Consider the following 26,427-nt stretch of genomic DNA (forward strand, 5'->3'; position numbering starts at 1 on the left):
GCGAATGCGTGAAGGCTGGCTTAGCCGCTTTTACGCATTCGCCGACATCACCCATTCACCCATCTACCCATTTACCCATTCACCCATTGTTTTTTCAGCGCCCCGCGCTTCACTGATATGAAAAAGATTGTAATAGCTACGCTGAGCACGGCCGTCCTGCTGTCGGCGACGAGCTGCAATAAGAACTTCCTGGACGAAAACCCGCAGTCGGTGCTCACGCCGGCTTTCCTGCAAACGCCGCAGGGCGTGGAGGCCGGCGTGACCGGCGTGTACTCGGGCCTGCGCCAGATTTACGGCAACGACTCGGGCACCTTCACCACCGAAGCCGGCACCGACCTGTGGACGACCGGCATCTCGGCCAGCAGCGGCCTGAGCGACTACGACAACAACGCCCTGACGCCCGTGAACGACGGCTCGCACTCGTTTATCTGGACCGTATGCTACCAGCAGATTAACAACGCCAACGGCGTATTGAAGTACGGCCCGGCCGCCAGCGGCATTGCCCCGGCCCGCCTCACGCAGCTGCTGGCCGAAGCCAAGCTGCTGCGGGCCCAGTATTACTTTATTCTGGTGCAGGATTTCGGCGACGTGCCGCTCATGCTCAACTTCGTGGACTCGCCCACGACGGACATTAAGCGGGCTCCGCTGGCGGATGTTTACACGCAGATTATCAAAGACCTGACCGAGTCGATGGCCGCCATTGCCGACCGCCCGGCCCAGCCCGGCCGCGTGACGCGCGCCACCGCCCTGCACCTGCTCTCGAAGGTGTACCTGACCCGCGCCACGGCCATTCCGGCCGGCGCGGCGGCCGACTACGCCCTGGCCGCGCAGTATTCCCGCGAGCTCATCGACAACCAGGGCCGCTACGGCCTGGGCCTGGAAGCCGACCCCGCCACGGTGTTTGCCGAAGGCAACGAGAACGGCAAGGAAGTCATCATGAACGCCCAGTTCAGCGGCGATGCCACCTTCAACCGCATCGACGGCTTCACCTTCGGGGGCGAAAACGTGATGGGCTTCCAGTACCGCAGCCGCTACGACAAGATGCCGAACATGGCCCGCGACGTGAACAACGGCCGGCCCTTCGCCCGCCACGTGCCCACGTACTTCCTCGAAAACGCGTACATCCTGCGCGATGCCAGCGGCACCGCCCTGGAAACAGACGCGGCCCTGCGCACCACCGATACGCGCTACAACAAGTGGTTCACCACGGTGTACCGCGTGAACTCGCCCGGGGCCAATGCCGGCAGCAGCCGGGCCATGACCGGCGATACGTCGGTGTGGTACCCCGGCCGGCAGCTGTCGGCGGCCCGCCTGGCCCAGATTGCTGCCCGCCAGCCCGCGCCCTACGTGGTGGTGCAGCCCAACCAGTACACCACGGAATATTTCCCGACGATGAACAAGTTCGACAGCCGGGCCCGCACGTCGGTGAACGGCTTCTCGACGCGACCCAACATCGTGTACCGCCTGGCCGAAACCTATCTGATTGCGGCTGAGGCCTATTTCTATCTGAACAACACCACCCAGGCCCGCGATTACCTCAACGTGGTGCGCCGCCGCGCCGCCGCCGCCGGCCGCACCACGGCCATGGAAATCACCAGCGCCCAGGTCAACCTCAACTTTATTCTGGATGAGCGCGCCCGCGAGCTTTGCGGCGAATACACCCGCTGGTACGACCTGAAGCGCACCGGCCAGCTGCTGCCGCGGGTGCGGAACACCGCCTACTCGCCGGCGCTGGTGTCGCGCGCGGCGGGCACCGGCTTCACGGCCGGCGGCAACTACGGCTCCAACGCCGCCATCAACATCCGGGATTTCCACGTGCTGCGGCCGATTCCGCAGACCGAGATTGACCGCACCAGCGGCAAAATCACCCAGAACCCCGGGTACTAGCCCCGCTCAGGCAGCGGCCGGACCGGCTGGTCCGGCCGCTGCTATTGGCTAACCGGCCTGCGTATAAAAATCAACTGTTGCGTTTTGATAAACAAGCTGCTACTTCTTTGCCTGTTGTGCCTGAGCGGGCTGCGTGCGCCCGCCCAAAGCACCCTGCCCCACCTGGTGAAAGCCGGCCCGGGCACCCAGCTGCTCGTCGATGGCAAGCCGTTTCTGGTGCTGGGCGGCGAGCTGGGCAATTCCACGGCTTCGAGCACGGCGTATATGCAGCGCTTCTGGCCCAGGCTGAAGGCCATGCACCTGAACACGGTCATCGCGCCGGTGTACTGGGAGCTGATGGAGCCGCAGGAAGGCCGGTTCGACTTCACGCTGGTGGACGACCTGCTGCGCGACGCCCGCAAAAACAACCTGAAGCTGGTGCTGCTCTGGTTTGGGGCCTGGAAAAACAGCATGTCGTGCTACGCCCCGGCCTGGGTGAAAACCGATGCCAAGCGCTTTCCGCGCGCCGAAGACGACCACGGCGTGCCGCAGGAAATCCTGACGCCCTTCGACCCGCGCAACCTCGACGCGGATAAAAAAGCCTTCGTGCAGCTCATGCAGCACCTCAAGGCCACCGATGGGCAGCAGCACACCGTCATCACGGTGCAGGTCGAGAATGAAATCGGCATGCTGCCCACCGCCCGCAGCTACGACGCGCAGGCCAATGCTGCTTTCAAACAGCAGGTACCCGCGCCGCTGCTCAGCTACCTGCAGCGCGAAAAGAAGCGCCTGAAACCCGAATTTGCCGCCGTCTGGCAGCGCCAGGGAGCCAGAACCAAAGGCACCTGGGCAGAAGTATTCGGCCAAAGCTTAGCCACTGACGAACTGTTTATGGCCTGGCATTTCGCCACCTATACCAATGCCGTAGCCGCCGCCGGCAAAGCCGTGTACCCCTTGCCGATGTACGTGAACGCCGCCCTCAACCGCCCCGGCGTAGCGCCCGGCAAGTACCCCAGCGCCGGCCCGCTCCCGCACGTGATGGACGTGTGGCTGGCCGCCGCGCCGGACATCGACCTGCTCGCGCCCGACTTCTACAACCCCAACTTCGAGCACTGGTGCGACCTCTACACGCGCGGCGGAAACCCGCTGTTCATCCCCGAAATCCGCTTTGAAGACGGCGTTGATGCCAAGGCGCTGTTCGCCTTCGGGCACTACAACTGCCTGTCGTTTTCGCCCTTCGCCATCGAAGGCAGCGACACCCTCAAATCGCCGCCCATCGGCAAAGCCTACGAGCTGCTGGAGCAGGTGAGCTTTCTGATAACCAAATACCAGCCCGCCGGCCAGGTGCGCGGCTTTCTGCTGCAAAAAGACTCGGCCGCCCGCACGTTCACGCTGGGCGACTACCGCTTCACCGCCAAACATGAGTATTCATTGGGCTGGTCGATGGGCTCGAAAAAGGCCGAGTGGAGCCCCGGCGGCGGCCTCATCATTGCCGTGGCCCCCGATGAGTTCTACGTGGTGGGCACCGGCCTCGTCCTCACCAACGAACCCCTCGCCAAAGGCAGGCGCGCCGGCTACCTGAGCGTGGACGAAGGCCATTTCGAGGACGAAAAGTGGCTGCCCGGCCGCCGCATGAACGGCGACCAGGACCACCAGGGCCGCCACGTTCGCGTGGCCGGCAATGAGTACAGCATCCAGCACGTCAAGCTCTACACTTACTAAAATGCTCAGCGTCCTTCCTTTCAACGTGCGCCCGTCGTGGCCGGCGCAACTTAGGCGGCGGGGCTGGTTGCTGGCCCTGGCCAGTGGCCTGCTGGCTCCCACCGCCGCCGCTGTGGCCCAGGTGCGCCTGCCGCGTCTGGTGAGCGACGGCATGGTGCTGCAGCGCGATGCCGACGTGCGCGTCTGGGGCTGGGCCCGGCCGGGCGAGGCCGTGGCGGTAAGCTTCCTGGGCAACACCTACCCGGCCACCACCGGGCCCGACGGCCAGTGGGCCGTGAAGCTGCCCCGCCTGAAAGCCGGCGGGCCGTTTGAGATGAGCATCAAGGCCAGCAACCAGCTGGCGGTGAAGGATATTCTGGTGGGCGACGTGTGGCTGTGCTCGGGCCAGTCGAACATGGAAACGCCCATGAGCCGCCTGCGCGACAAGTACCCCGACGTCATCGCCCAGGCCGCCAACCCGCGCATCCGCCAATACGAAGTGCCCATGAGCTACGCTTTCACCGGCCCCAAAGCCGACGTGCTCGGCGGCCAGTGGATTGCGGCCGACCCGCAAACGGTGCTGAAGTTTTCGGCCGTGGCCTACTTCTTCGCCAGGGAAATCAACGCCAGGTACCAGGTGCCGGTTGGCATCATCAAAGACGCCGTGGGTGGCTCGCCGGCCGAAGCCTGGCTGAGCGCCGACGCGCTGAAGCAGTTCCCGAAGTACGAGCAGCAGGCAGCGCCCTACCGCGACAGCGCCGCCGTGGCCGGCATCAGGCAGAAGGAGCAGGCCGCCATCGGCAGCTGGTACCGCCAGCTGCACCAGAATGATAAAGGCGAAGCGCCCGGCCAGACGCCCTGGTACGCGCCCGCCTACGCCGCCGCCGGCTGGAAAACCATGCCGGTGCCCGGCTACTGGGCCGATGGCGAGCTGGGCCAGGTGAATGGCGTGGTGTGGTTTCGCAAGGAAGTAGAGGTGCCCGCCGACATGACCGGCAAGCCCGCCCGCCTGGAGCTGGGCACGTTGGTTGATGCCGACTCGACCTACATCAACGGCCGGCTGGTGGGCACCACCGGCTACCAGTACCCGCCCCGCAAGTACGATTTCGGGCCCGAGATATTGAAGCCGGGCCGGAACGTCATCACCGTGCGCCTCATCAGCAACGGCGGGCGCGGCGGCTTCACGAAGGACAAAAAATACGAACTCACGGCCGGTGGCCAGGCGCTGGATTTGCGTGGGCCCTGGCAGTATCAGCTGGGCACCACCGCCTCGCCCACACCGGGCTCGACCACGTTTCAGTACCAGCCCGGCGGCCTGTTTAATGGTATGATTGCGCCGGTGCTGCCCTACGCCATCAAGGGCGTGCTGTGGTACCAGGGCGAGTCGAATGCGGGTCGGACGGCTGATTATCAGGCGTTGTTCAACGGCATGATTGCCGACTGGCGCCAGCAGTTCCGGCGGCCCGAATTGCCTTTCATCTACGCGCAGCTGCCGAATTTCATGGCCGTACGCAAGGAGCCGTCGGAAAGCGGCTGGGCCCAGGTTCGCGACATTCAGCGGCGCGGGCTGGCGCTGCCCTACACCGGCATGGCCGTGCTGCTCGACGTGGGCGAGTGGAACGACATTCACCCCCTCGACAAGCAGACGCCCGGCCACCGCCTGGCCCTGGCCGCCGAAAAAGTGGCCTACGGCGAAAGCAAGCTGGTAGCTTCCGGCCCGCTCTACCAGTCCATGCAAACCGCCGGCAACAAGGCGACGCTGAGCTTCACGAGCGTCGGCAGCGGCCTAGTGGCGAAGGGCGGCGGCCCGCTGACGGGCTTCGCCATCGCCGGGCCGGACAAGAAATTCGTGTGGGCCCAGGCGAAGATTGAGGGCAATAAAGTAGTGGTCTGGAGCGATGCGGTGACCAGGCCCGTGACCGTGCGCTACGCCTGGGCCGACAACCCCGAAAGCGCGAATCTCTACAACAAGGAAGGCCTGCCGGCTTCCACTTTCACGACTGCTGCCGATGCGCTCTAACCGACCTCCACGTCAACCTCACCCCCTGACCCCCTCTCCCATGGAGAGGGGGAACCGGCCATGTGCGAACGGGATAGGCAGTCGTCTGGCTCCCCCTCTCCACAGGAGAGGGGGCCGGGGGGTGAGGTTAATCGTTGGCCTGCTCGCACTCCTGGCCCGCACCGCCACCGCCCAGACCACGCCCGTCTTCCGCGACCCCGCCCAACCCCTCAACGCCCGCGTCAACGACCTCATCTCCAGGCTGACCATTGAGGAGAAGGCCGACCAGATGATGTACAACAGCAAGGCCATCGAGCGGCTGAACATCCCCGCCTACAACTGGTGGAACGAGGCCCTGCACGGCGTGGGCCGGGCTGGCGCGGCCACCGTTTTCCCGCAGGCCATTGGACTAGGCGCGACCTTTGACGACGACCTTGCGAAGCGCGTGGCCACCGCCATTTCCGACGAAGCCCGCGCCTCCTACAACGTGGCGGCGGCCAAGGGCTACCGCATGCAGTACAGCGGCCTCACGTTCTGGACGCCCAACATCAACATTTTCCGCGACCCGCGCTGGGGCCGGGGCCAGGAAACCTACGGCGAAGACCCCACCCTCACCGGCCGCCTGGGTGTGGCCTTCGTGCAGGGCCTGCAGGGCGACGACCCGCTCTACCTCAAAACGGCCGCCTGCGCCAAGCACTACGCCGTGCACAGCGGCCCCGAGCGCCTGCGCCACGAGTTCAACGCCGAGCCTACGCCCCAGGATTTGTGGGAAACCTACCTGCCGGCGTTTCACCTGCTGGTCGATGCCAAGGTGGAGGCCGTGATGTGCGCCTACAACCGCACCAGCGGCGAGCCCTGCTGCGGCAACCACTACCTGCTGCAGGACGTGCTGCGCAAGCAGTGGGCCTTCAAAGGCCACGTGGTGAGCGACTGCTGGGCGCTGGTCGATTTTTACCAGGGCCACAAAGTGGTGAAAACGCCCGCCGAGGCCGCCGCCCTGGCCCTCGACCGTGGCGTGAACCTGAACTGCGGCAGCGTGTACCCGGCACTGCCCGAAGCCGTGAAAAAAGGCCTCACCACCGAGGCCAAAATGGACAGCTCGCTGGCCATCCTGCTGCGCACCAAGTTCAAGCTGGGCCTGCTCGACCCGGCGGGCAGCAGCCCCTACGACAAGCTCGGCCCCGACGTCATCAACAGCGCCGCGCACCGCGCCCTGGCCCGCGAAGCCGCCCAAAAGTCCATCGTGCTGCTGAAAAACAACGGCGTGCTGCCCCTGCGCAACGACCTGCCCAAATACTTCGTGTGCGGCCCCAACGCCGCCAACCTCGATGCCCTGCTGGGCAACTACTACGGCGTAAACCCCGAGATGAAAACCTTCCTCGAAGGCATCGTGGGTGGCGTGCAGCCCGGCAGCCAGGTGCAGTACCGCCAGGGCGCCCTGCTCGACCGGCCCAATGCCAACGGCATCGACTGGGTGAGCAGCAGCTCGCGCGCCTCCGATGCTACCTTCGTGGTGTTGGGCATCACCGGGCTGTTGGAAGGGGAGGAGGGCGAGTCCATTGCCTCGCCCACGTTCGGCGACCGGCTCGACTACAACCTGCCCCAAAACCAGATTGATTTCCTGAAAAAGCTGCGCGAGAAGAACGACAAGCCCATCGTGGCCATCATCACCGGCGGCAGCCCCATGAACCTGTCCGAAGTGCACGAGCTCTGCGATGCCGTGGTGCTGGCCTGGTACCCCGGCGAGGAAGGCGGCAACGCCGTGGCCGACGTGGTGTTCGGCAAGGTGTCGCCCTCCGGCAAGCTGCCCATCACCTTCCCCAAATCCCTCGCCCAGCTGCCCGCCTACGAAGACTACCACATGGCCGGCCGCACCTATCGCTACCTCGCCGCCGAGCCCATGTACCCCTTCGGCTACGGCCTGAGCTACGCCAGATTCACCTACCCCAGCCTGAAGCTGGCCAGCACCAGAATTGCCAAAAACAAGCCCGTCGAAGTCACCGCTACCGTCACCAACTCCGGCAAGGTGGAAGGCGAGGAAGTGGTGCAGCTCTACGTAACCCACGCGGCCAGGGCCGGAACCCAGATTCCCCTTTTCGCGCTGAAAAACTTCCGGCGCATCAGGCTCGCGCCGGGCGCCAGCACCACCGTCAAATTCACGCTCACGCCGGAAATGCTGGCGCTGGTGAATGCCCAGGGCAATTCAGTGGCCGCCACCGGCCCGGTCACGGTGTGGGTGGGCGGCGCGCTGCCCGGGGCCCGCAGCGTGGCGCTGGGCGCCAGCCCGGCGGCCTCGGCTGTTCTTACCGTTAAATAACCTTCGCTATGAAATACCTCCTCGGCTACGACATCGGTAGCTCTTCTATCAAAGTCTCCCTGCTCGACATTGCCACCGGCAAGGCCGTGGCCGCGGCCATCTCGCCCCGGCAGGAGATGGAAATCAGCGTGCCCCGGGCCGACTGGGCCGAGCAGCGCCCCGAGCGCTGGTGGCAGGAATGCGTGAACGCCACTGCTCAGCTCAAAACGTCGTACGGCTTCGATACCGACCGGGTGGCCGGCATCGGCATCACCTACCAGATGCACGGCCTCGTGCTCATCGGCCACGACGGCGAGGTGCTGCGCCCGGCCATCATCTGGTGCGACAGCCGCGCCGTGGACCTCGGCAACCAGGCTTTTGCCGAGTTGGGCGAGGAGTACTGCCTCGAAAACTTCCTGAACTCGCCCGGCAACTTCACCGCCTCCAAGCTGAAGTGGGTGCGGGAAAACGAGCCGGAGATTTACGCGCAAATCCACAAAATCCAGCTGCCCGGCGACTACATCGCCTTTAAGATGACCGGCCAGCTGCAGACCACCGTGTCGGGCCTGTCGGAAGGCGTGTTCTGGAACTTTAAAAACCAGGCCATCGCGCAGGAGCTGCTCGACTACTACGGCCTCAGCGCCGACCTGCTGCCCGAAGTGGTGGAAACCTTCGCGGTGCAGGGCCAACTGAGCGCCGAGGCCGCGCGGGAGCTGGGCCTCGCGGCCGGCACGCCCATCAGCTACCGCGCCGGCGACCAGCCCAACAACGCCTTCTCCCTCAACGTGCTGAACCCCGGCGAAATTGCGGCCACGGCCGGTACGTCGGGCGTGGTGTACGGCATTACGGACGCGCCGGCTTCGGACCCGGCTTCGCGCGTGAACGCCTTCGTGCACGTCAACCACACGGCCGGGCAGCCCCGCAACGGCGTGCTCATGTGCATGAACGGCACGGGCATCCTCAATAGCTGGCTGCGCAAAATTGTGGGCGAAATGCCCTACGACGAGATGAACCGCCGCGCCGCCACCGCGCCCGTGGGCGCCGAGGGCCTGGTGTTCCTGCCCTTCGGTAACGGCGCCGAGCGCATCCTCGAAAACCGCCCCACCGATGCCGAGCTGCACGGCCTCAACTTCAACATTCACTCGCAGGCGCACCTGCTGCGCGCCGCCCAGGAAGGCATCGTATTCGCCCTGATTTACGGCATGAACATCATGCGGCAGATGGGCGTGCAGGTGCGGACCGTGCGCGCCGGCAACGCCAATATGTTCCTGAGCCCGGTATTCCGCGAGGCCTTCGTGAACGCCGGCGACGTGACCCTGGAGCTCTACGACACCGACGCGGCCCAGGGCGCGGCGCGCGGCGCGGGCATCGGCACCGGCGTATACGCCAGTGCGGCCGAAGCCTTCGGTGGCCTCGAGCGTATCCTTACCGTGGAGCCCGCCGAGGCACTCCGCAACCAATACCAGACGGCCTATGCCCGCTGGCAAGACGCTTTATCCCAATTTGTTCCCCAACCAAACACCCTATCTCATGTCTAGCAACACGCTCTCGAAGACTGAATTTTTTACCGGCATCGACACCATTAAGTATGAAGGCCGCGAGTCGGACAATCCGCTCGCGTTTAAGTGGTACGATGAAAACCGCGTGGTTGCTGGCAAAACCATGAAGGAGTACCTGCGCTTCGCCACGGCCTACTGGCACACGTTTGTGGGCACCGGCGGCGACCCGTTCGGCCCCGGCACCAAGAACTTTGCCTGGGACGCGCACCACGAAATTATCGGCCGCGCCAAGGACAAGGCCGACGCCGCGTTTGAGTTCTTCACCAAGCTCGGCACGCCCTACTACTGCTTCCACGACATCGACCTGGTGGACGAGGGCGCCTCGCTGGCCGAGTACGAGCGCAACCTGAGCACCATCGTGGACTACCTCAAGCAGCACCAGGCCGAAAGCGGCGTGAAGCTGCTCTGGGGCACGGCCAACGTGTTTTCGAACCCGCGCTACATGAACGGCGCCAGCACCAACCCCGACTTCCAGGTGGTGGCCCACGCCGGCACGCAGGTGAAAAACGCCATCGATGCGACCATCGCGCTGGGCGGCGAGAACTACGTGTTCTGGGGCGGCCGCGAGGGCTACATGACCCTGCTCAACACCGACATGAAGCGCGAGCAGGCCCACATGGCCCGCTTCCTGACCATGGCCCGCGACTACGCCCGCCAGCAGGGCTTCCAGGGCAAGTTTTTCATCGAGCCCAAGCCGGCCGAGCCCACCAAGCACCAGTACGACTTCGATGCCGCCACCGTCATCGGCTTCCTGAAAGAGCACGGCCTGCAGGACGACTTCCAGCTGAACCTGGAGGTGAACCACGCCACGCTGGCCGGCCACACCTTCCAGCACGAGCTGCAGGTGGCCGCCGACGCCGGCATGCTCGGCAGTATGGACGCCAACCGCGGCGACTACCAGAACGGCTGGGACACCGACCAGTTCCCCAACAACCTGAACGAGCTGACCGAGTCGATGCTCATCATCCTCGAAGCGGGCGGCATCACCCAGGGCGGCATCAACTTCGACGCCAAAACCCGCCGCAACTCGACTGATTTGGAAGACATCTTCATCGCCCACATTGCCGGCATGGACACCTTCGCCCGCGCTCTGGTCACGGCCGATGCCATCCTGACCAAGTCGCCCTACCAGAAATTCCGCACCGAGCGCTACGCCTCATTCGATTCGGGTGAGGGCAAGGCCTTTGCCGCCGGCCAGCTGACGCTGGAAGACCTGCGCACCATCGCCCACAAATCGGGCGAGCCCACGCCCCGCAGCGGCAAGCAGGAGTGGCTGGAAGCCATTATTAACCAGTACATCTAGCTGCAAAGCGCAAGCCCAAGCCTATCCCTCCGGCCTCAGCTGCACAAGAGACAGGGCGCCGGAGCCGCTCCCGGCGGAGTCGTCAGGCTCCCCTCTCCGCGGGAGAGGGGCCGGGGGTGAGGTACCGGGCGCGCGCGCAACCAGCCAACAAAAAAACGGAACCGGCCGGCCGCTGAATGGTGGGAACAGTGAGGCGGCCGGCCGGGGAAGTTTTTTCTATTTGATAAGACGGTGAAAATGGCCGCCTGCTGCAACAGGCGGCCGTTTTGCGGAGGCGTTTCGGGAAAGCTCCGGGCTCGTTGGTGAGTGGGCCGGGAGCGGGCGGCGTGGTCCAGTGGGCAGCCGGCCGGAACGCCTCTTCACCTGCTTATTCCACAACTCATAACCCCCGCAACGATGAAACTCAGGCTACCCCTTGCTGCGCTGCTTCTGGCCAGCGCCGCCCTGGCCGGCAGCCAAAGTCCGCCGCCCGAAAAGGGCCTTAAGGACTATTACAAGGACTATTTCCCCGTTGGCGTGGCCGTGGGGCCGTCGGCGCTGAAAGGGCCGGAAGCAGCCCTGATTCTGCAGCAGTTCAACAGCCTCACGCCGGAGAATGCCATGAAGATGGGCCCCATTCACCCGGAGGAAAACCGCTATTTCTGGGACGACGCCGACGCCATCGTGAACTTCGCCCAGGCCAATAAGCTGCGGGTGCGCGGCCACAACCTGTGTTGGCACGAGCAAACGCCCCGATGGCTGTTCAAAAATGCCGACGGCACAACCGTGAGCAAGGAAGTGCTGCTGAAACGCCTGCACGACCACATCGACACGGTGGTGAAGCGCTACAAGGGCAAAATCTACGCCTGGGACGTGGTGAACGAGGCCATTGCCGACAACCCGCAGGAGTTTCTGCGCAACTCGGACTGGCTGAAAATCTGTGGCGAGGACTTCATTGCCGAAGCCTTCCGCTACGCCCACGCGGCCGACCCCAAGGCCGTGCTTTTCTACAACGACTACAACACCGAGCGCCCCGAAAAGCGCGAGCGGGTGTACCGCCTGCTCAAGAAGCTGAAAGACGCCAAGGTGCCCATCGACGGCGTAGGCCTGCAAGCCCACTGGTCGCTGCAGGAGCCCTCGGAGCCGGAGCTGCGCGCCACCATCGAGCGGTTTGCCGCGCTGGGTTTGAAGGTGCAGATAACAGAGCTTGACGTGTCGGTATACCCCTGGGAGAAGGAGCGCCGCGCCAGGCGACCCGATGAGTCGGACGCTTACACGCCTGCCATGCAGGAGGCGCAGGCTGAGAAGTACCGCATGGTTTTCAAGGTATTCCGCGACTACAAAAACGTCGTCACGGGCGTCACCTTCTGGAATATCTCCGACAAATACACCTGGCTGGACACCTACCCCGTGGCCGGCCGCAAGAACTACCCGCTGCTGTTCGACCAGCAGCTGAAGCCGAAAAAGGCGTTTTATGAAGTGGTGAAGTTCTAGTGTAATCGCGCTGGAACGTTGTAGAGACGCGACACTTCGCGTCTCGGCGTCAGGGCTTTTGCAAAATCAGAATCGTTCAACGACGAGACGCGAAGTGTTGCGTCTCTACAGCCCAGCCATGAAAACAATGAAATTTCTACCGCTTTGGATGCCATTGCTGTTGACGTTACTATTGGTCAATTTCAGCGTGCAGGCCCAAACCAAAGCTGCTGTCGATTTCCCCCTGGCCGCCAACGGCCGCACCGCCCCCATCTACGCCAGCGCCAGCGACTGGCCCGGCGTACTGCGGGCCGCCAAAGACCTGCAGGCCGACGTGCAGCGCGTGACGAAAGTGGAACCAGCTTTCAGCACTGATAGGCCGGCCGGTAGAGAAGTCGTCCTCATCGGCACCCTCGGCAAAAGCCCGCTCATCGATGCGCTGGTGCAGCAGCAGAAGCTGGATGCATCGGCCGTGGCGGGCCGGTGGGAAACCTTCGTGCGGCAGGTGGTGGAAAACCCGCTGCCCGGCGTGGCCCGTGCCCTGGTCATTGCCGGGAGCGACAAGCGCGGCACGATTTACGGCATCTACGACCTCTCGCAGCAGATTGGCGTGTCGCCGTGGTACTGGTGGGCCGATGTGCCGGTGAAGCCGCAAACTACTCTGCTCATTCCTGCCACCCGGCACTCGCTGGGCGAGCCCAAGGTGAAGTACCGGGGCATTTTCATCAACGATGAGGCGCCGGCGCTGTCGGGCTGGAGCAGGGAGAAGTTCGGGGGCGTCAACTCGAAGATGTACAGCCACATGTTCGAGCTGATTCTGCGGCTCAAGGGCAACTACCTGTGGCCGGCCATGTGGGGCAATATGTTCAACGTGGACGACCCGCTCAGCCCCGAGCTGGCCGACATGTACGGCATCGTAATGGGCACCTCGCACCACGAGCCCCTGACGCGGGCCCACGAGGAGTGGAAGGCCTTCGGGGCCGGCAAAGCCTGGAACTACCAGACCAACGACACCACGCTGCGGCGCTTCTGGCGCGGCGGCATGCGGCGCATGGGCACCCGCGAAAACATCGTGACCGTGGGCATGCGCGGCGACGGCGACGAGCCCATGAGCCGCGAAAGCAACACCGCCCTGCTCGAACGCATCGTGGCCGACCAGCGCAAAATCATTGCCGAAGAAACCCACAAGCCCGCCGACCAGACGCCCCAGCTGTGGGCCCTCTACAAGGAAGTGCAGGAGTATTACGACAAGGGCATGCGCGTGCCCGACGACGTGACCCTGCTGCTCTGCGACGACAACTGGGGCAACCTGCGCAAGCTGCCCAAACCGGGCGACCAGCCCCGCCGGGGCGGCTACGGCATCTACTACCACTTCGACTACGTGGGCGGCCCGCGCAACTACAAATGGCTGAACACGAACCCGCTGCCGCGCATCTGGGAGCAGATGCACCTGGCTTACACGCACGGCGTCGATAAAATCTGGATTGTGAACGTGGGCGACCTCAAGCCCATGGAATACCCCATCAGCTTCTTCCTCGACTACGCCTGGAACCCCGATGCCATCCCGGCCACCGGCCTCACGGCCTACGGGCAGCACTGGGCCAGCCAGCAGTTCGGCCCTAAGCACGCGGCTGAAATTGCTGACATTCTGGCCCGGTACGCCAAGTACAACGCCCGCCGCAAGCCCGAGCTGCTGGATGCCAATACCTACAGCCTGGCCACCGGCGAGTGGGCCAGCGTGGTGGCCGACTACCACCAGCTCCTGACTCGCGCCGAAACCATCAGCCAGCAATTGCCGGCCGCCGACCGCGACGCCTTTTTTGAGCTGGTGCTGCACCCGGTGCTGGCCTGCGCCAACCTCAACGAGCTGTACTACACCGTGGCCCTGAACCGCGAGGCGGCCAAAACCAACCAGCCCAATACCAACGCCCTGGCCGAAAAAGCCAAGGCGTTGTTTGCCAAAGATGCCGAAATCTCGAAGCGCTACAACAACATAGCGGGCGGCAAATGGAACCACATGATGGACCAGATGCACATCGGCTACACCGCCTGGCACGACGAGCGCGCCGATAAGATGCCCGAGGTGGTGACGCTGCCCGCCGATGCGGTGGCCGGCGCGGCCCCGGCAGCCCGCCAGCCCGAAAGCGGCTCCTACGTTTCCATCGAAGCCGAGCACTACACGCAGGCCGTCAGCGCCGGCCCGGTCACCTGGCAGCGCCTGCCCGACCTGGGCCGCACGTTGGGGGCCGTCACTGCTTTTCCCACCACGGCCGCGCCCACGGCAGCGCCGGGCGGCCGCAGCCCGCACCTGGAGTACCGCATCATGCTACCCCGGCCGGGGCCGGTGACGGTGCAGGCCTACCTCGCGCCCACGCTCGACTTCACCAATACCACCGGCCTGCGCTACGCCGTGTCGCTCGATGACGAAGCCCCGCAGCTCATCAACCTGCACACCGGCCTCAACCCTGACAACGGCAACCGCCCCTGGGAGAAAGCCGTGGCCGAAAACATCATCATTAAAACCTCGCAGCACCAGGTGGCGGCGGCCGGCGCGCACACGCTCAGGTTCTGGCGCGTGGACCCCGGCGTGGTGCTGGAGAAGCTGGTGGTGAGCCAGGGCGAGCTGCCCGCCAGCTACCTGGGGCCGCCCGAAAATATGCAGACAGCCCGGCCGCAGGCTGCGGGAAAGGGCAGCTTAGGGAGCCGTTAGCGCCGAAGAAGCCACTAGGCCGTGCGAAGCATCTCGCTCATGATGATAAATCCACTTGCCACGGCCCGCGAAATGCTTTGCTGCGCGCGGCCTGCCGTGCTACTGCCCGCTGTTGCGATGAGAAAATACCTGCTGCTATTCCTTGCTTTTGCCGGCGTGCGTGCCTCTGCCCAGGTGCCTGCCGCTTCGCCGCGCGTCATCAGCCTCGATGTAACGAAGCGAAAAGGCCCGCTGAACAGGTCGTTCGACTTGTGCGTGGGAGCGGGCCGGGCCAACGAAGGCCTGCGCGCCGACTGGCAGCAGCAGCTGGCCCGCACGCAAAAGGAGTGCGGCTTCCGCTACCTGCGCTTCCACGGCCTGCTGCACGATGACATGGGCGTGTACACCGAAGACCGCAGGGGCCAGGCCGTATACAACTGGCAGTACATCGACAAGCTGTATGATTTCCTGCTCAGCATTCACGTCCGGCCGTTTGTAGAGCTGTCGTTTATGCCCTCGGCGCTGAAAAGTGCAGACAAAACGGTGTTTTGGTGGAAGGCCAATGTGTCGCCGCCGAAATCTTACCCGAAGTGGGAGGCGCTTATCACGGCGCTGGTGAAGCATTGGGAAGAGCGGTATGGCCGGAAGGAAGTCGAAAGCTGGTATTTCGAGGTATGGAACGAGCCGAATTACCCAGCTTTTTTCTCGGGCACGCAGGCCGATTATTTCCAGCTCTACGCCAGCACGGCGCGGGCCGTGAAAAGCGTATCGGTCAGCTACCGGGTGGGCGGGCCGGCCTCGTCGGGCACCGGCTGGATTGACGAAACCCTGGCCTACTGCGCCGCCAGTAAGGTGCCGCTGGACTTCATCAGCACGCACGACTACGGCGTGAACGGGGGAGGGCTCGACGAGTTCGGCCAGAACATGCAGCACCTGGGCAACCCCAACGGCATTGCCCGCAACACGGCGGCCGTGCGTGCCAAAATCACCGCTTCGGCCTTTCCCGAAGCTGAGCTGCACATGACCGAATGGAGCACGTCGTACTCGCCCCACGACCCGGTGCACGACTCCTACGAAAGCGCCGCCTACATTCTCAATACCCTTCGGCAAACCGAAAAAACGGCCACCTCGATGTCGTACTGGACGTTTTCGGACATCTTCGAGGAGCCCGGCCCGCCGCTCACGCCCTTCCACGGCGGCTTCGGGCTGCTGAACCTGCAAGGCATTCGGAAGCCGGCCTACTTCGCCTATAAGTACCTGCATGAGCTCGGCCCGCAGGAATTGCAGAACGCCGACGCCGCTTCCTGGGCCACCACCGATGCGGCCGGCAACGTGCAGGTGCTGCTCTGGAACTTCACCGCCCCGCCCCAGGGCGCGCAGGACGACCAGGTGTACTTCGTGAAACAACACCCGGCCCCGGCCGCCGCGCCCGTGCGGCTGGCGCTGCACGGCCTGCCGCCCGGCCGCTACATCACCGAAACCTACCGCACGGGCTACGGCCGGAACGACGCCTATTCCGCTTACCTCAACATGGGCCGCCCCGCGCAGCTTTCGCGCCAGCAGGTGACGGATTTACAGCAGTTCACCACCGATGCCCCCTTGCTCAGCAAGCCGCTGATAGCGGAGGCGAAAGGCCTGACGCTGGATGTGAGGCTGAGCGAAAACGACGTGGTGCTGCTGAAGCTGCGGAAGCTGTAGCGGGCCGTGGCCTACCCCAGCTCCACCATTGCCTTAATGACGCCATTGGCCGGGTCCAGCCACTGCTCGAACTCGGTTTTCACCGCGTCGAAGCGCACGCGGTGCGTGATGTAGGTGGTCGGCTTCACGAAGCCCTGCTTCATGGAACGGATGACGTGCTCGAAGTCCTGGCGGGTGGCGTTGCGGCTGCTCATGAGCGTGGCTTCGCGCTTGTGAAACTCGGGGTGCGAGAAGCTGATTTCGCCCTTCTGCAGGCCCACCAGCACAAACCGGCCGCCGTGCGCCAGGTACTGAAAAGCGCCCAGGATGGCCTTCTGGCTGCCCGTGGCGTCAATCACCACCGTGGGCATGTCGCCGTGCGTAATGGCGGCCAGCTGCTCCGGCACGTCGGGCGCCAGCGCGTTGATGGTGTGGGCCACGCCCAGCTTTTCCTGGCAAAACGCCAGCCGCTGCTCGTTGATGTCGAGGGCAATGACGTGGCCGCCCGCAATGCGCGCAAACTCCATGATGCCCAGCCCGATGGGCCCGGCCCCGATAACCAGCACGAACTCGCCCGGCTGCACGCCGGCCCGGCGCACGCCGTGCGCACCAATGGCCAGGGGCTCCACCAGCGCCAGTTCGTCGTAGCTCAGGCCCTCGCCGTGCAGCAGCAGGTCGGTGCGCACGGCCAGGTATTCGGCCATGCCGCCATCCACGTGCACGCCGCACACCTGTATGTGGGTGCAGCAGTTGGGCTTGCCGGCGCGGCAGGCCACGCAGTGCCCGCAGTTGTAGTAGGGGATGAACGTGACGGCCTCGCCCGGCACGAAGCCGGAAGCGCCGCCGGCATCCACCAGCTCGGCGGCCAGCTCGTGCCCCAGCACGCGCGGGTAGTTGAAAAACGGCTGGGTGCCCTGAAACGCGTGCAAATCGGTGCCGCAGATGCCGATGCGCCGGATGCGCAGCAGCGCCTGGCCCGGCGCGGGCGTGGGCGCGGGGCGGGTTTCGTAATCAAACTGACCGGGCTCGGTGCAGACGAGGGTGTTCACTATCTTGAATTATGAATTATGAATTAGAAATTATGAATTACGAATTAGCTGTCTGAATCAGGAAGGGCATGTTGGCAATTCGTAATTCATAATTTCTAATTCATAATCCCACATCAGGCATTGGCCAGCGCGCGGTCGAGGTGGACGTAGCCGCCGTCGATGTGCAGAATCTGGCCGGTGGTGTGGCTGCTGCGGCCGGAGAGCAGGAAGGCCGTGGTGTTGGCAATTTCTTCGGCCGTAGTCATGCGGTTTTCCAGCGGGATTTTGCTGGTGATTTCGCGCAGCTTCTCCTCCGGGTTGGGCAGGGTTTTAATCCAGGTTTCGTAGGCGGGTGTCCAGCATTCGGCCACCATCACGGCATTCACGCGGATGCCGTATTTGAGCAGCTCCACGGCCCACTCGCGGGTGAGGGCGTTGCGGCCGCCGTTGGCCGCGGCGTAGGCGGAGGTGTTGCCCTGGCCGGTTTCGGCGGTTTTGGAAGTAATGTTGACGATGGCGCCTTTGGCCTTTTTCAGCTCGGGCAGGGCGTGGTGGGCCATGAGGTAGTAGTGCACCACGTTGCGGTGCAGGCTGGCCATGAAGCCGGCGTAGTCGCCGTTTTCCAGGCCCACGCCGTCGTTCACGCCGGCATTGTTCACCAGGCCGTCGATGCGGCCGAAGTGCGCTGCCACGGCCTGCACGGCGGCGGCACAGGCTGCGGGCTCGGCCAGCTCGGCGGCTACCTGCCAAGCCCGGCCGCCGGCCGCCTCAATGCCCGCCACGGCCTGCTGGTTATCGGCCGCGTTGCGGCCGATGATGACCGGAATGGCGCCCTCCCGGGCCAGCACCTGCGCAATGCCCTCGCCGATGCCCTTGGCCCCGCCCGTAACGATGATGACTTTGTCCTGAAGCTGTAAATCCATGAATTTGAACGGTTATAACTGGTAAAAAGCCGTGGCATTGTCGCCCCAAAAAAGGGCCTGTTCGCTGGGCGAAAGCCGGGCGACGTAATCGGCCACCAGCGCGTGCATGCGGCCGTAGCCGCCGGCCACGTTGCACACCGGCCAGTCGGAGCCGAACATCACGCGGCCGGGCCCGAAGGCCTCAAAAACCACGTCGAGGTAGGGCCGGAAATCCGCTGGCTGCCAGTGCTGCCAGTCGGCCTCCGTGACCATGCCCGACACTTTGCAGCACACGTTTTCGTGCGCGGCCAGGGCCTGAAGGTCGCGCCGCCAGGGCTCCAGCTCGCCGGCTTTGATGAGCGGCTTGGCCAGGTGGTCGAGCACGAACGGCTGGCTTGGAAACGCCGCCGCCAGCTCGGCCGCGTAGCCCAGCTGGTCGGGCAGCACCAGCAGGTCGTAGGTGAAGCCGTGCTGATAGAGGGCAGCCAGGCCGCGCCGGAACTCCGGCCGCAGCATCAGCGCCCGGTCAGCTTCGCCCTGCAGCACGTGCCGGAAGCCTTTCAGCTTCTCAAACTGGCTGTAGTAAGCCAGCCGCTCGCCAATGTTTTCGGCCTGCAAATCGACCCAGCCCACCACGCCTTTGATGAAGGCGTGCTGTGCAGCCAGCTGCAGCAGCCAGTCGGTTTCGGCCTCGCTCTGGCTGGCCTGCACGGCCACGCAGCCCGCGAGGCCGTGCCGTTGCAGGATGGGCGCTAAATCCTGGGGCAGAAAGTCGCGCCGGATGGCCGCCATGTCAGCGGTTATCCAAGCATCGCGCACGGGGTCGAATTGCCAGAAATGCTGGTGCGCGTCAATTCCGGGCATACGCTTTCACGGTTTGGCGCGAGGTGCCGAGGCCATCAATGCCCAGCTCCACCACGTCGCCGGGCTGCAGGTACACGGGGGGCTTCATGCCCAGGCCCACGCCGGCGGGCGTACCCGTCGAGATGATGTCGCCGGGCAGCAGCGTCATGAACTGGCTGAGGTAGGAAATGAGGAAAGGAATCTTGAAAATCAGGTTCGACGTGTTGCCGTCCTGCATCAGCTGGCTGTTCACGCTCAGCCAGAGGCGCAGGTTGTCGATGTCGCCCAGCTCGTCGGGCGTGGCCAGGAAGGGGCCGACGGGGGCGAAGGTGTCGCAGCCCTTGCCCTTGTCCCAGGTACCGCTGCGCTCCAGCTGGAACTCGCGCTCCGACACGTCGTTGTGCAGCGCGTAGCCGGCAATGTACTCGTGGGCCTCGGCCTCTTCCACGTAGGAGGCTTTTTTGCCGATGACCACGGCCAGCTCCACTTCCCAGTCGGTTTTGGTGGAGTTTTTGGGAATCACCAGGTCATCGAAAGGCCCCACGTAGGCCGTGGTCGATTTCATGAACAGCACCGGCTCGGGCGGGGGCGTGGCCCCGGTTTCGCGGGCGTGGTCGGCGTAGTTCAGGCCGATGCACAGGATTTTGGAGGGCCGGGCCACCGGCGGGCCCAGCCGCTCGCCGTCGGCAATGGGCGCGAGGCGGCTTTCGGCGGTCTGCAGAAAATCGGCCAGCCGCTGAATGCCGTCGGTGGCGAAAAAGGCTTCGTTGTAGTCCTCGCCAAAAGCCGAGACGTCGTACCTGCGGTCGTTGATGATGACGCCGGGTTTTTCCTGGCCGGGCTGGCCGTAGCGGATGAGTTTCATAGGGGAATGGGAAAGAAAGTTGAACGTGCCGGAACGGCCCGGCGGCGCGCCGCCGAAGATGCGCCGCCGCCTCGTGGTTTCAGCCGCGCGGCCGGTGCCGTAAAGATGCCGTGCCTGTTGCTGCCCGACGTTCCTGTGGTGTCCTGCACCGCGGCCACTGCCGCGGGCTTACGTGTTCAGCTTGATGAAGCCGCCGTCCAGCGGGTAGTCGCAGCCGGTCACGAAGCCGGCCTCATCCGAGGCCAGGTAGAGCGCCAGCGCGGCCACTTCGTCGGGCTGGCCCATGCGGCCGATGGGCTGGCTCTGCGAGAGCTTCTCGAAGATTTCGCCCTCGCGGCCGGCGTAGTTTTTGGCAATGAAGCCATCCACAAACGGCGTGTGCACGCGGGCCGGCGAGATGCTGTTGCAGCGGATGTTGGCGCTCAGGTAGTCGCGCGCTACCGACAGCGTCATGGCGAACACCGCGCCCTTGCTCATGGAGTAGGCCAGCCGGTCCGTCAGGCCCACGTGCGAGGCAATGGAGGCCATGTTTACGATGGCGCCGCCGCCCTGCGCCTTCATCAGCGGCACGGCGGCAAACAGGCAGTTGTAGGCCCCCTTCACGTTCACCTGGTACACGCGGTCGAAATCGGCCTCCGAAGTCGTTTCCACGTTGCCGACGTGGGCAATGCCGGCATTGTTCACCAGCACATCGACCCGCCCAATGGCCTGGAACGTGGCCACCACGGCGGCCTGCTGGCTTACATCGGCGGCGTGCACCCGGGCCTGCCCGCCGGCCTGCTCAATCTCGGCCACCGTTTGCCGGCCGGCCTCGGCGTTCAATTCGATGATGTGCACGGCGGCACCTTGCCTGGCAAACAACAGCGCAATGGCCCGGCCGATGCCGCTGCCGCCGCCGGTAATCACGGCAGTCTTTCCGATTAAACTAAACATGCAAAAAGGAGCGAAAGGATAGGTGGAAGGGGGCGCCGGCCCGTGGCCGGCCGCCCTCTACATAACAATGCGCCGCCGCTCAGGCTGAGCAGCGGCGCATTGTGCTAATGGTAAGTAATGTTGGTCAGCTAGTTAAGCTTACCGCACCGGGTCGAAACTTCCGCCGGGCCAGCCGTTGGTCTGGGCCAGCTTGGGGTTGTTGTCGATGGCCTGCTGGGGCAGGGCGAAGTAGTAGTACTCCGGCTTCCAGGCAATGCCGTTGGGGAAGCTCGAATTCGAGTCCAGCACTCTCACCGTCGGCACGTTGGAGGTAGGCGTGGTGGTGAGCGTGAAATAGTTGGTGTACACGAGGTCGAGGTCGAGGTTGTCGCGGGTAGTGGCGAAGTCAGCGGGTACGCCGGTGGTTTTCAGCGTAATGATGAGGCCTTCCCGGCGCTTGCCGTTGAGCGTGCTTTCCAGCTTCTTCCAGCGCCGCAGGTCCCAGAAGCGCTTGCCCTCGAAGGCCAGCTCAATCTGCCGCTCATACAGAATGGCGTCGAACATTTGCGTCCGGCTCATGCCGGCCTGCAGGCCGTAGTTGCCATCGGTTCCGGCCTCGATGCCTGCCCGTTGCCGGATGGCTTTGAGCTGGGTGTAGGCCTCGTTGATGTTGCCCACGCCGCAGGCGGCTTCGGCCAGGTTCAGCAGCACCTCGGCATAGCGAATCTCAATCCAGTCGGTGCCCACGATGTTCACCGAGTTGGCCGGGGCCGTGGGGTTGATGGCCTTGCGCAGGTAGAAGCTGGTGGGTGTGGCGCTGGCAGGCACCGGTTCCACGCTGGTCGCGGTGGTGCCGCTCACCCGCAGGTAGGTCCAGATTTTGTAGCTGTTGTTGCCGTTCAGCGGCCAGGTGGCGCCATTGAAGGCAATGGTCTGGGCGAACCGGGGGTCGCGGTTTTTGTAGAATTGCTGCACCGTGTACGGGTAGCGAGTCGATTCGCCCGGCTTTTTGCCGTCGAGCATCGGGAAGGCCTTCACCAAATCCCAGGTGGGGCGGTTGGAACCGCCGCCGGTGCCGGTATAGGAGGGCCGGGTGCTGTTGTCGTAGGAGTTGTTTTTGGCGGGCTGGGTGCCGTTGGCTACGGTGTTGTAGCCCGTCACCATCACGGCCTCCGGGTTATTAGCTTCCGTAAACCACAGCTGGGAGTAGGAATTGGCACCCGCCGAGGTAAAGAGGCCAAAGCCGTTGGCGCTCAGCAGGGCCGTGGCCTGCTGGCTGGCGGCGTAGGCTTTCTGCCACTTCGTAGCATCATCGGTGGGATTGAACTGCGGGCTGGCGGCGGTGATTAAGGCCCGGGCCTTGAAGGCCGCTGCCGCGCCGCTGGTGATGCGGCCCCAGTTGCTGCTGCCCGAATACTTGCCCGGCAGGTAGGCAATGGCCGAGTCGAGGTCGGCAGTAATCTGGTTGAAGCACTCGGTGGTGGTGTTGCGCGGCAGGTAGGCTGCGGCGCGGGCATCCTCGCCCACGGCGTCCTGCGGCACCAGCACCAGCGGCACCCCGCCGTACACGCGCACCAGGTCGAAGTAGCGCCAGGCCCGGAAGAACAGCGCCTCGCCCTTGAGGGCATTGCGCGGCTGCGCCGGAATGGGCGACTTGCTAATGGACCGGATGAACATGTTGATGGTCCGGATTTTCGTGTAGTTGGCGTTGGAAGCGGCGGCGAGGTTGGTGCCAAAGTCCGTCACGGTGTTTATCTGCACCGTGCCCTGCAGGTAGGGGCTGTCGCCGGCAGCTTCTTCGGACAGGATGCTGGGGTTGGTGGCTCCAATGCCGGTGCCGCTCTGGCCGAACCAGGTGGGCAGGTTCTGGTCGTAGATGTAGCTCAGGTTGAGGAAGGCAATCTGCTCGTTCTGGTAAGCCAGCGCTTCGCTGGCGGACGACAGGTCGGTCTTGTCGAGGACGTCTTTGCAGCCCGCCACGGTCAGCACCGAGGCCGAAAGCGCGAGCAGCGTAGCAATGCGGGTAATTTTCATGAGTTCAGTGGGAATTTAGAAGCCGACATTCAGGCCCAGCGACAGCGAGCGGAGCGTGGGGTATGCGTCGAAGGCCCCCCCGTACACTTTGTAGCTGTAGGGATTGTAAAAGTTGAGGGGGTTGACGGCCACGAAGAATACCTTCACGCTGCTGAGGCTGGCGCGGCTCACGAGGGCGGTGGGGAAGTTGTAGGAAATGGTGGCGTTGCGCATGCCGGCCGTGGTGGAGCTGCGGAACCAGAACTCCGAGTTGCGGTTGTAGCTGTTGAATGTAGCGGGGGCCGGGAACGCGGCGTTGGGGTTGTCCGGGGTCCAGTGGTCGGCCCAGAACGCGGGCCGGTTTTGGGTGATGGGCAAGGAAGAGCTAACGCTGTTGCGGGCCGAGCCTTCCACCATGTCCTGGCCGCCCCACGACACGCCCATGGTCACCTGCAGGCTCAGGCCCTTGTAGCTGACGCTTGGGTTCACCCCGATGCTGTAGTGGTTGCTGGCCTTCGGAGTCAGGTACATCACGTCCACTTCCGTCACTTTGCCGTCGGGGGCAGTGTAGTTGCCGTTGGCATCCTTGGGGCCGCGGATGTCTTGGTAGTACAGCATGCCGGGTTTGGCCGGCTCGCCAAAGGAGTAGGTGTTGCGGTCGAGCTGGGGGTTTTCGCTGAAGAATTTGTCCACGTCGGCCTGCGTGCGGAACATGCCCAGGTACTTGTAGCCCAGGATGCCCTGGTCGCTCGATTTGCCGGTGGGGTCGTCATACTGCCCGATTTTGCCCGGGTCCACGTCCACTTTAATCTGCTTGTTGTCGCTCCAGGTAAAGAAGGTGTTCACCCGGTACGCCAGGTCGTTGTTGATTTTGTCGCCGTAGCCCAGCGACACCTCGGTGCCGAAGGCGTCCACCGTGGCGAAGTTTTCCGACGGCAGCGTGGCCCCCACCAGCAGCGGCACCGACGACGTGATGTTGGTGAGCAGGTTGTAGCGGTGGTCGTAGAACCCATCGGCTGTGAACGACAGCCGGTCGTTCAGGAAGCGGGCGTCGATGCCCGCGTTATACTTCTCGTTGTTGTCCCAGCGCACGCGCCGGTTGGCCATCGCATTGTTGGGCGTGATGACGAGGGTGCGGGGGGCGTCGCCGCCAAACACCGCGCCCTTGCCCGTCTGGAACTGGTAGCTTTCCAGCCAGGTGTAGGGCTTGGTGCCGTCGCCGCCCAGCAGGCCAAACGAGCCGCGCAGCTTCAGGAAGGTCACGGCCGGGGTTTTGGGGAAGAAGTTTTCTTCCGAAATCACCCAGCCCGCCGACAGCGACGGAAACAGGCCCCAGCGGTACTCCGGCGCAAAGGCCGTGGAGCCGTCGTAGCGCACGGCCAGCTCGAGGAGGTACTTGCTGGCGTAGTTGTAGTTGATGCGGCCGGCGTAGGAGAGGATGCCCGTTTGCGAGGCCGTTTCGCCGGAGTAGTAGTCGCCCGTGGCAAAGCGCATGTTATCGAGGCCGCCCGGCACCACGCTCGTGCGATAGGCTTCCGATAGGTCGGCGTTGGTTTCGGACTGCTCGAAGAAGGCCAGGGCCGACACGTAGTGCTTGCCAAACTGCTGCTCGTAGTTCAGGTAGCCGTTGAGCTGGTACGTGTCCGTGTAGCCCGGCGTCACCCGAATGATGTCGCCGTTTTTGAGGGTGCGCTGCTGCAGCACGTCGCCGCCCGGAATGTGCTTGTTGGTGCCCAGGCCCTTAAATTCCGTCACCTGGTAGCTGGTGCCGAATTGCTTGCCCATGGCATTGTCGAGGGTGCGGGCGTAGAGCACCCGCGCCTTCAGGCCCTTCAAAAACGGAAGTTCGTACTCCACGTTGGCCGTCAGGTTCAGGCCGGTGTTGTTCTGCGAGGTGTAGTTGTTCGACTTCTGCACCTCGAAGAAGTTGGTGGCGTCGATGGTGTTCGTGTTGCTGACGCCGGGCGAGGTGTAGTTGGGCACCCCGTTGATGTAAAAGGGCATGAACTGCGGCGTCAACATCAGCGAGCGCATGTCGTTTTCCACGCTCTCCGAGCCCTGCTTGAAGTAATAGGTGCTGCGCTTAAAGATGTCGCCGCTCAGCGAGAGGCCCGCTTTCAGGCCCTTGGCCACGTTCACGTCGGTGCTGGCCCGGAACGTCCACTTGTCGGAAAGGATTTTGTCGAAGTTGCCGTCCTGGCGGTTGTAGGTCACGCTGGCAAAGTACGTGGCCCGCTCGCCGCCGCCGCTCACGTTCAGGGCGTTGCGGGTTACCAGCGACGGCTTCCACGCCGTGCGCAGCCAGTCAGTGCTGTTGTTGGCAAAGTACGCCAGCTCGTCCGGCGCGTAGAGGACGGCGGGGGTGGTGGCCGCCGTGCCACGGTAAATGTTGTAGTCGTTGATGAAATTGGCCTGGTCCACGCCGCTCATCATGGTGGGCAGGCGCACCGCGTCCGACACACCGGCCGAGCCGCTGTAGGTGAAGCGGGCCGGGCCGGCCTTGCCGCGCTTGGTGAGCACCACCACTACGCCCTGGTTCGAGCGGGCCCCGTAGATGGCGGCGGCGGCATCTTTCAGCACCGAAATGGCTTCTACCTCCGACTGGTCCAGCAGGTTGAAGTCATCTTCCGAGCGCACCACGTTGTCAATCACGTAGAGCGGGCGCAGCGTGGCGCTGCCGTCCTTGGCCAGCGTCACGGGGTTCCGCACCGTAATGGCGCCTTTATCGCCGGGGCGAGCCGTGCCCCCGCTCACGCCCACGCCCGGCAGCTGCCCGGCAATGGCCGTGGAGAGGCTGCCCACCGGCAACTCCTCAACGGCCTTCATATCGACCGTGGCCACGGCGCCGGTCAGGCTGGCCCGGGTCTGCGTGCCGTAGCCCACCACTACTACTTCTTCCAGCGCGGCGTTGTCGTCCTCAAGCTTGATTTCGAGGGTGCTCCGGCCATTCACGGCCACCTCTTGCGTCTTGAAGCCAATGAAGCTGAAAATCAGGATTTCATTGCCCGTGGGCAGGTTGAAGTGGAAGGTGCCGTCGGCGCCCGAGCTGGTGCCGGTTTTGGTGCCCTTGATGAGCACCGTCACGCCCGGCAGCGGGTTGCCTTTCGAGTCTTTCACCAGGCCCGTGAACCCCACTTTCACGCCCTTGGGCGAAGTGCGAACGGGAGGGGTGGCGGCAGCGTGAACCGGAGGGGCTCCCAGCAAGGTGCCGCCAACAAGCAGCGCGCAGGCTAGCCGTTTGGGGACCACCGCCGAGAGCGGCAATGATTTGGGTAAGGAATGGGCCATAACAGTTTGGTGGGTTAAACTGGGGAATAGGTGA

The 26,427-nt window shown here is 64.2% G+C and carries 16 protein-coding genes; 9 read left to right on the plus strand and 7 right to left on the minus strand.

The window, feature by feature from the left end:
• Nucleotides 1–117 precede the first annotated feature (117 nt).
• The 9 genes from ACYVHT_RS07760 (at nucleotide 118) to ACYVHT_RS07800 (ending at nucleotide 16,563) form a co-directional block, all read left to right on the plus strand.
• A complete protein-coding gene (locus ACYVHT_RS07760) occupies nucleotides 118–1,887 on the plus strand; it encodes a RagB/SusD family nutrient uptake outer membrane protein (RefSeq protein WP_460549737.1) in 1,770 nt (589 codons plus the stop codon).
• 84 nt (nucleotides 1,888–1,971) lie between these two features.
• Nucleotides 1,972–3,588 carry a GH35 family beta-galactosidase gene (locus ACYVHT_RS07765; protein ID WP_460549739.1) on the plus strand — a complete coding sequence of 539 codons (1,617 nt, stop codon included), beginning with the start codon at nucleotides 1,972–1,974 and terminating at the stop codon, nucleotides 3,586–3,588.
• Nucleotide 3,589: 1 nt separating this feature from the next.
• Nucleotides 3,590–5,587: a sialate O-acetylesterase gene (locus tag ACYVHT_RS07770; RefSeq protein WP_460549741.1), complete on the plus strand. Its 1,998-nt coding sequence runs from the start codon at nucleotides 3,590–3,592 to the stop codon at nucleotides 5,585–5,587.
• 121 nt (nucleotides 5,588–5,708) lie between these two features.
• Nucleotides 5,709–7,883, plus strand: coding sequence for a beta-D-xylosidase (locus ACYVHT_RS07775; protein ID WP_460549743.1), 2,175 nt, complete (start codon nucleotides 5,709–5,711; stop codon nucleotides 7,881–7,883).
• An 8-nt stretch (nucleotides 7,884–7,891) separates the two neighbouring features.
• A complete protein-coding gene (locus ACYVHT_RS07780) occupies nucleotides 7,892–9,400 on the plus strand; it encodes a xylulokinase (RefSeq protein WP_460549745.1) in 1,509 nt (502 codons plus the stop codon).
• On the plus strand, nucleotides 9,393–10,724 hold the full coding sequence (gene xylA, locus ACYVHT_RS07785; RefSeq protein ID WP_460549747.1) for a xylose isomerase: 1,332 nt from the start codon (nucleotides 9,393–9,395) through the stop codon (nucleotides 10,722–10,724). Before ACYVHT_RS07780 ends, xylA begins: the two co-directional genes overlap by 8 nt.
• A 396-nt stretch (nucleotides 10,725–11,120) precedes the next feature.
• Nucleotides 11,121–12,197: an endo-1,4-beta-xylanase gene (locus tag ACYVHT_RS07790; RefSeq protein WP_460549749.1), complete on the plus strand. Its 1,077-nt coding sequence runs from the start codon at nucleotides 11,121–11,123 to the stop codon at nucleotides 12,195–12,197.
• 148 nt (nucleotides 12,198–12,345) lie between these two features.
• Nucleotides 12,346–14,886, plus strand: a complete 2,541-nt coding sequence (locus tag ACYVHT_RS07795) for a glycosyl hydrolase 115 family protein (RefSeq protein ID WP_460549751.1) — start codon at nucleotides 12,346–12,348, stop codon at nucleotides 14,884–14,886.
• A 117-nt stretch (nucleotides 14,887–15,003) separates the two neighbouring features.
• Entirely contained in the window at nucleotides 15,004–16,563 is a 1,560-nt protein-coding gene (locus tag ACYVHT_RS07800) for a GH39 family glycosyl hydrolase (RefSeq protein ID WP_460549753.1), read from the plus strand.
• Between the two features lie 11 nt (nucleotides 16,564–16,574).
• Here ACYVHT_RS07800 and ACYVHT_RS07805 read toward each other — a convergent pair whose 3' ends face one another.
• The 7 genes from ACYVHT_RS07805 to ACYVHT_RS07835 all read right to left on the minus strand — a co-directional run bounded on the left by ACYVHT_RS07805 (nucleotide 16,575) and on the right by ACYVHT_RS07835 (nucleotide 26,393).
• Entirely contained in the window at nucleotides 16,575–17,591 is a 1,017-nt protein-coding gene (locus ACYVHT_RS07805) for a zinc-binding alcohol dehydrogenase family protein (protein ID WP_460549755.1), read from the minus strand.
• Nucleotides 17,592–17,704: 113 nt separating this feature from the next.
• Nucleotides 17,705–18,493, minus strand: coding sequence for an SDR family oxidoreductase (locus tag ACYVHT_RS07810; protein WP_460549757.1), 789 nt, complete (start codon nucleotides 18,491–18,493; stop codon nucleotides 17,705–17,707).
• Nucleotides 18,494–18,505: 12 nt separating this feature from the next.
• The gene (locus ACYVHT_RS07815; RefSeq protein WP_460549758.1) at nucleotides 18,506–19,336 is read right to left on the minus strand and encodes an amidohydrolase family protein; all 831 of its coding nucleotides are present in this window, start codon (nucleotides 19,334–19,336) and stop codon (nucleotides 18,506–18,508) included.
• On the minus strand, nucleotides 19,323–20,180 hold the full coding sequence (locus tag ACYVHT_RS07820) for a fumarylacetoacetate hydrolase family protein (protein WP_460549760.1): 858 nt from the start codon (nucleotides 20,178–20,180) through the stop codon (nucleotides 19,323–19,325). The genes ACYVHT_RS07815 and ACYVHT_RS07820 overlap by 14 nt, the downstream gene beginning before the upstream one ends.
• A gap of 168 nt (nucleotides 20,181–20,348) precedes the next feature.
• Nucleotides 20,349–21,113 carry an SDR family NAD(P)-dependent oxidoreductase gene (locus ACYVHT_RS07825; protein ID WP_460549762.1) on the minus strand — a complete coding sequence of 255 codons (765 nt, stop codon included), beginning with the start codon at nucleotides 21,111–21,113 and terminating at the stop codon, nucleotides 20,349–20,351.
• 138 nt (nucleotides 21,114–21,251) lie between these two features.
• On the minus strand, nucleotides 21,252–23,126 hold the full coding sequence (locus ACYVHT_RS07830; RefSeq protein WP_460549764.1) for a RagB/SusD family nutrient uptake outer membrane protein: 1,875 nt from the start codon (nucleotides 23,124–23,126) through the stop codon (nucleotides 21,252–21,254).
• 15 nt (nucleotides 23,127–23,141) lie between these two features.
• A complete protein-coding gene (locus ACYVHT_RS07835; RefSeq protein WP_460549766.1) occupies nucleotides 23,142–26,393 on the minus strand; it encodes a SusC/RagA family TonB-linked outer membrane protein in 3,252 nt (1,083 codons plus the stop codon).
• Nucleotides 26,394–26,427 lie beyond the last annotated feature (34 nt).

The organism is Hymenobacter daeguensis, from assembly GCF_054780555.1.

Bases quoted from the DNA above. Each gene is read 5' to 3' on its own strand.
- ACYVHT_RS07760 (WP_460549737.1), top strand. From the start codon at position 118: ATGAAAAAGATTGTAATAGCTACGCTGAGCACGGCCGTCCTGCTGTCG.
- ACYVHT_RS07770 (WP_460549741.1), top strand. From the start codon at position 3,590: ATGCTCAGCGTCCTTCCTTTCAACGTGCGCCCGTCGTGGCCGGCGCAA.
- ACYVHT_RS07780 (WP_460549745.1), top strand. From the start codon at position 7,892: ATGAAATACCTCCTCGGCTACGACATCGGTAGCTCTTCTATCAAAGTC.
- xylA (WP_460549747.1), top strand. From the start codon at position 9,393: ATGTCTAGCAACACGCTCTCGAAGACTGAATTTTTTACCGGCATCGAC.
- ACYVHT_RS07790 (WP_460549749.1), top strand. From the start codon at position 11,121: ATGAAACTCAGGCTACCCCTTGCTGCGCTGCTTCTGGCCAGCGCCGCC.
- ACYVHT_RS07795 (WP_460549751.1), top strand. From the start codon at position 12,346: ATGCCATTGCTGTTGACGTTACTATTGGTCAATTTCAGCGTGCAGGCC.
- ACYVHT_RS07800 (WP_460549753.1), top strand. From the start codon at position 15,004: ATGAGAAAATACCTGCTGCTATTCCTTGCTTTTGCCGGCGTGCGTGCC.
- ACYVHT_RS07810 (WP_460549757.1), bottom strand. From the start codon at position 18,493: ATGGATTTACAGCTTCAGGACAAAGTCATCATCGTTACGGGCGGGGCC.
- ACYVHT_RS07815 (WP_460549758.1), bottom strand. From the start codon at position 19,336: ATGCCCGGAATTGACGCGCACCAGCATTTCTGGCAATTCGACCCCGTG.
- ACYVHT_RS07820 (WP_460549760.1), bottom strand. From the start codon at position 20,180: ATGAAACTCATCCGCTACGGCCAGCCCGGCCAGGAAAAACCCGGCGTC.
- ACYVHT_RS07825 (WP_460549762.1), bottom strand. From the start codon at position 21,113: ATGTTTAGTTTAATCGGAAAGACTGCCGTGATTACCGGCGGCGGCAGC.
- ACYVHT_RS07830 (WP_460549764.1), bottom strand. From the start codon at position 23,126: ATGAAAATTACCCGCATTGCTACGCTGCTCGCGCTTTCGGCCTCGGTG.
- ACYVHT_RS07835 (WP_460549766.1), bottom strand. From the start codon at position 26,393: ATGGCCCATTCCTTACCCAAATCATTGCCGCTCTCGGCGGTGGTCCCC.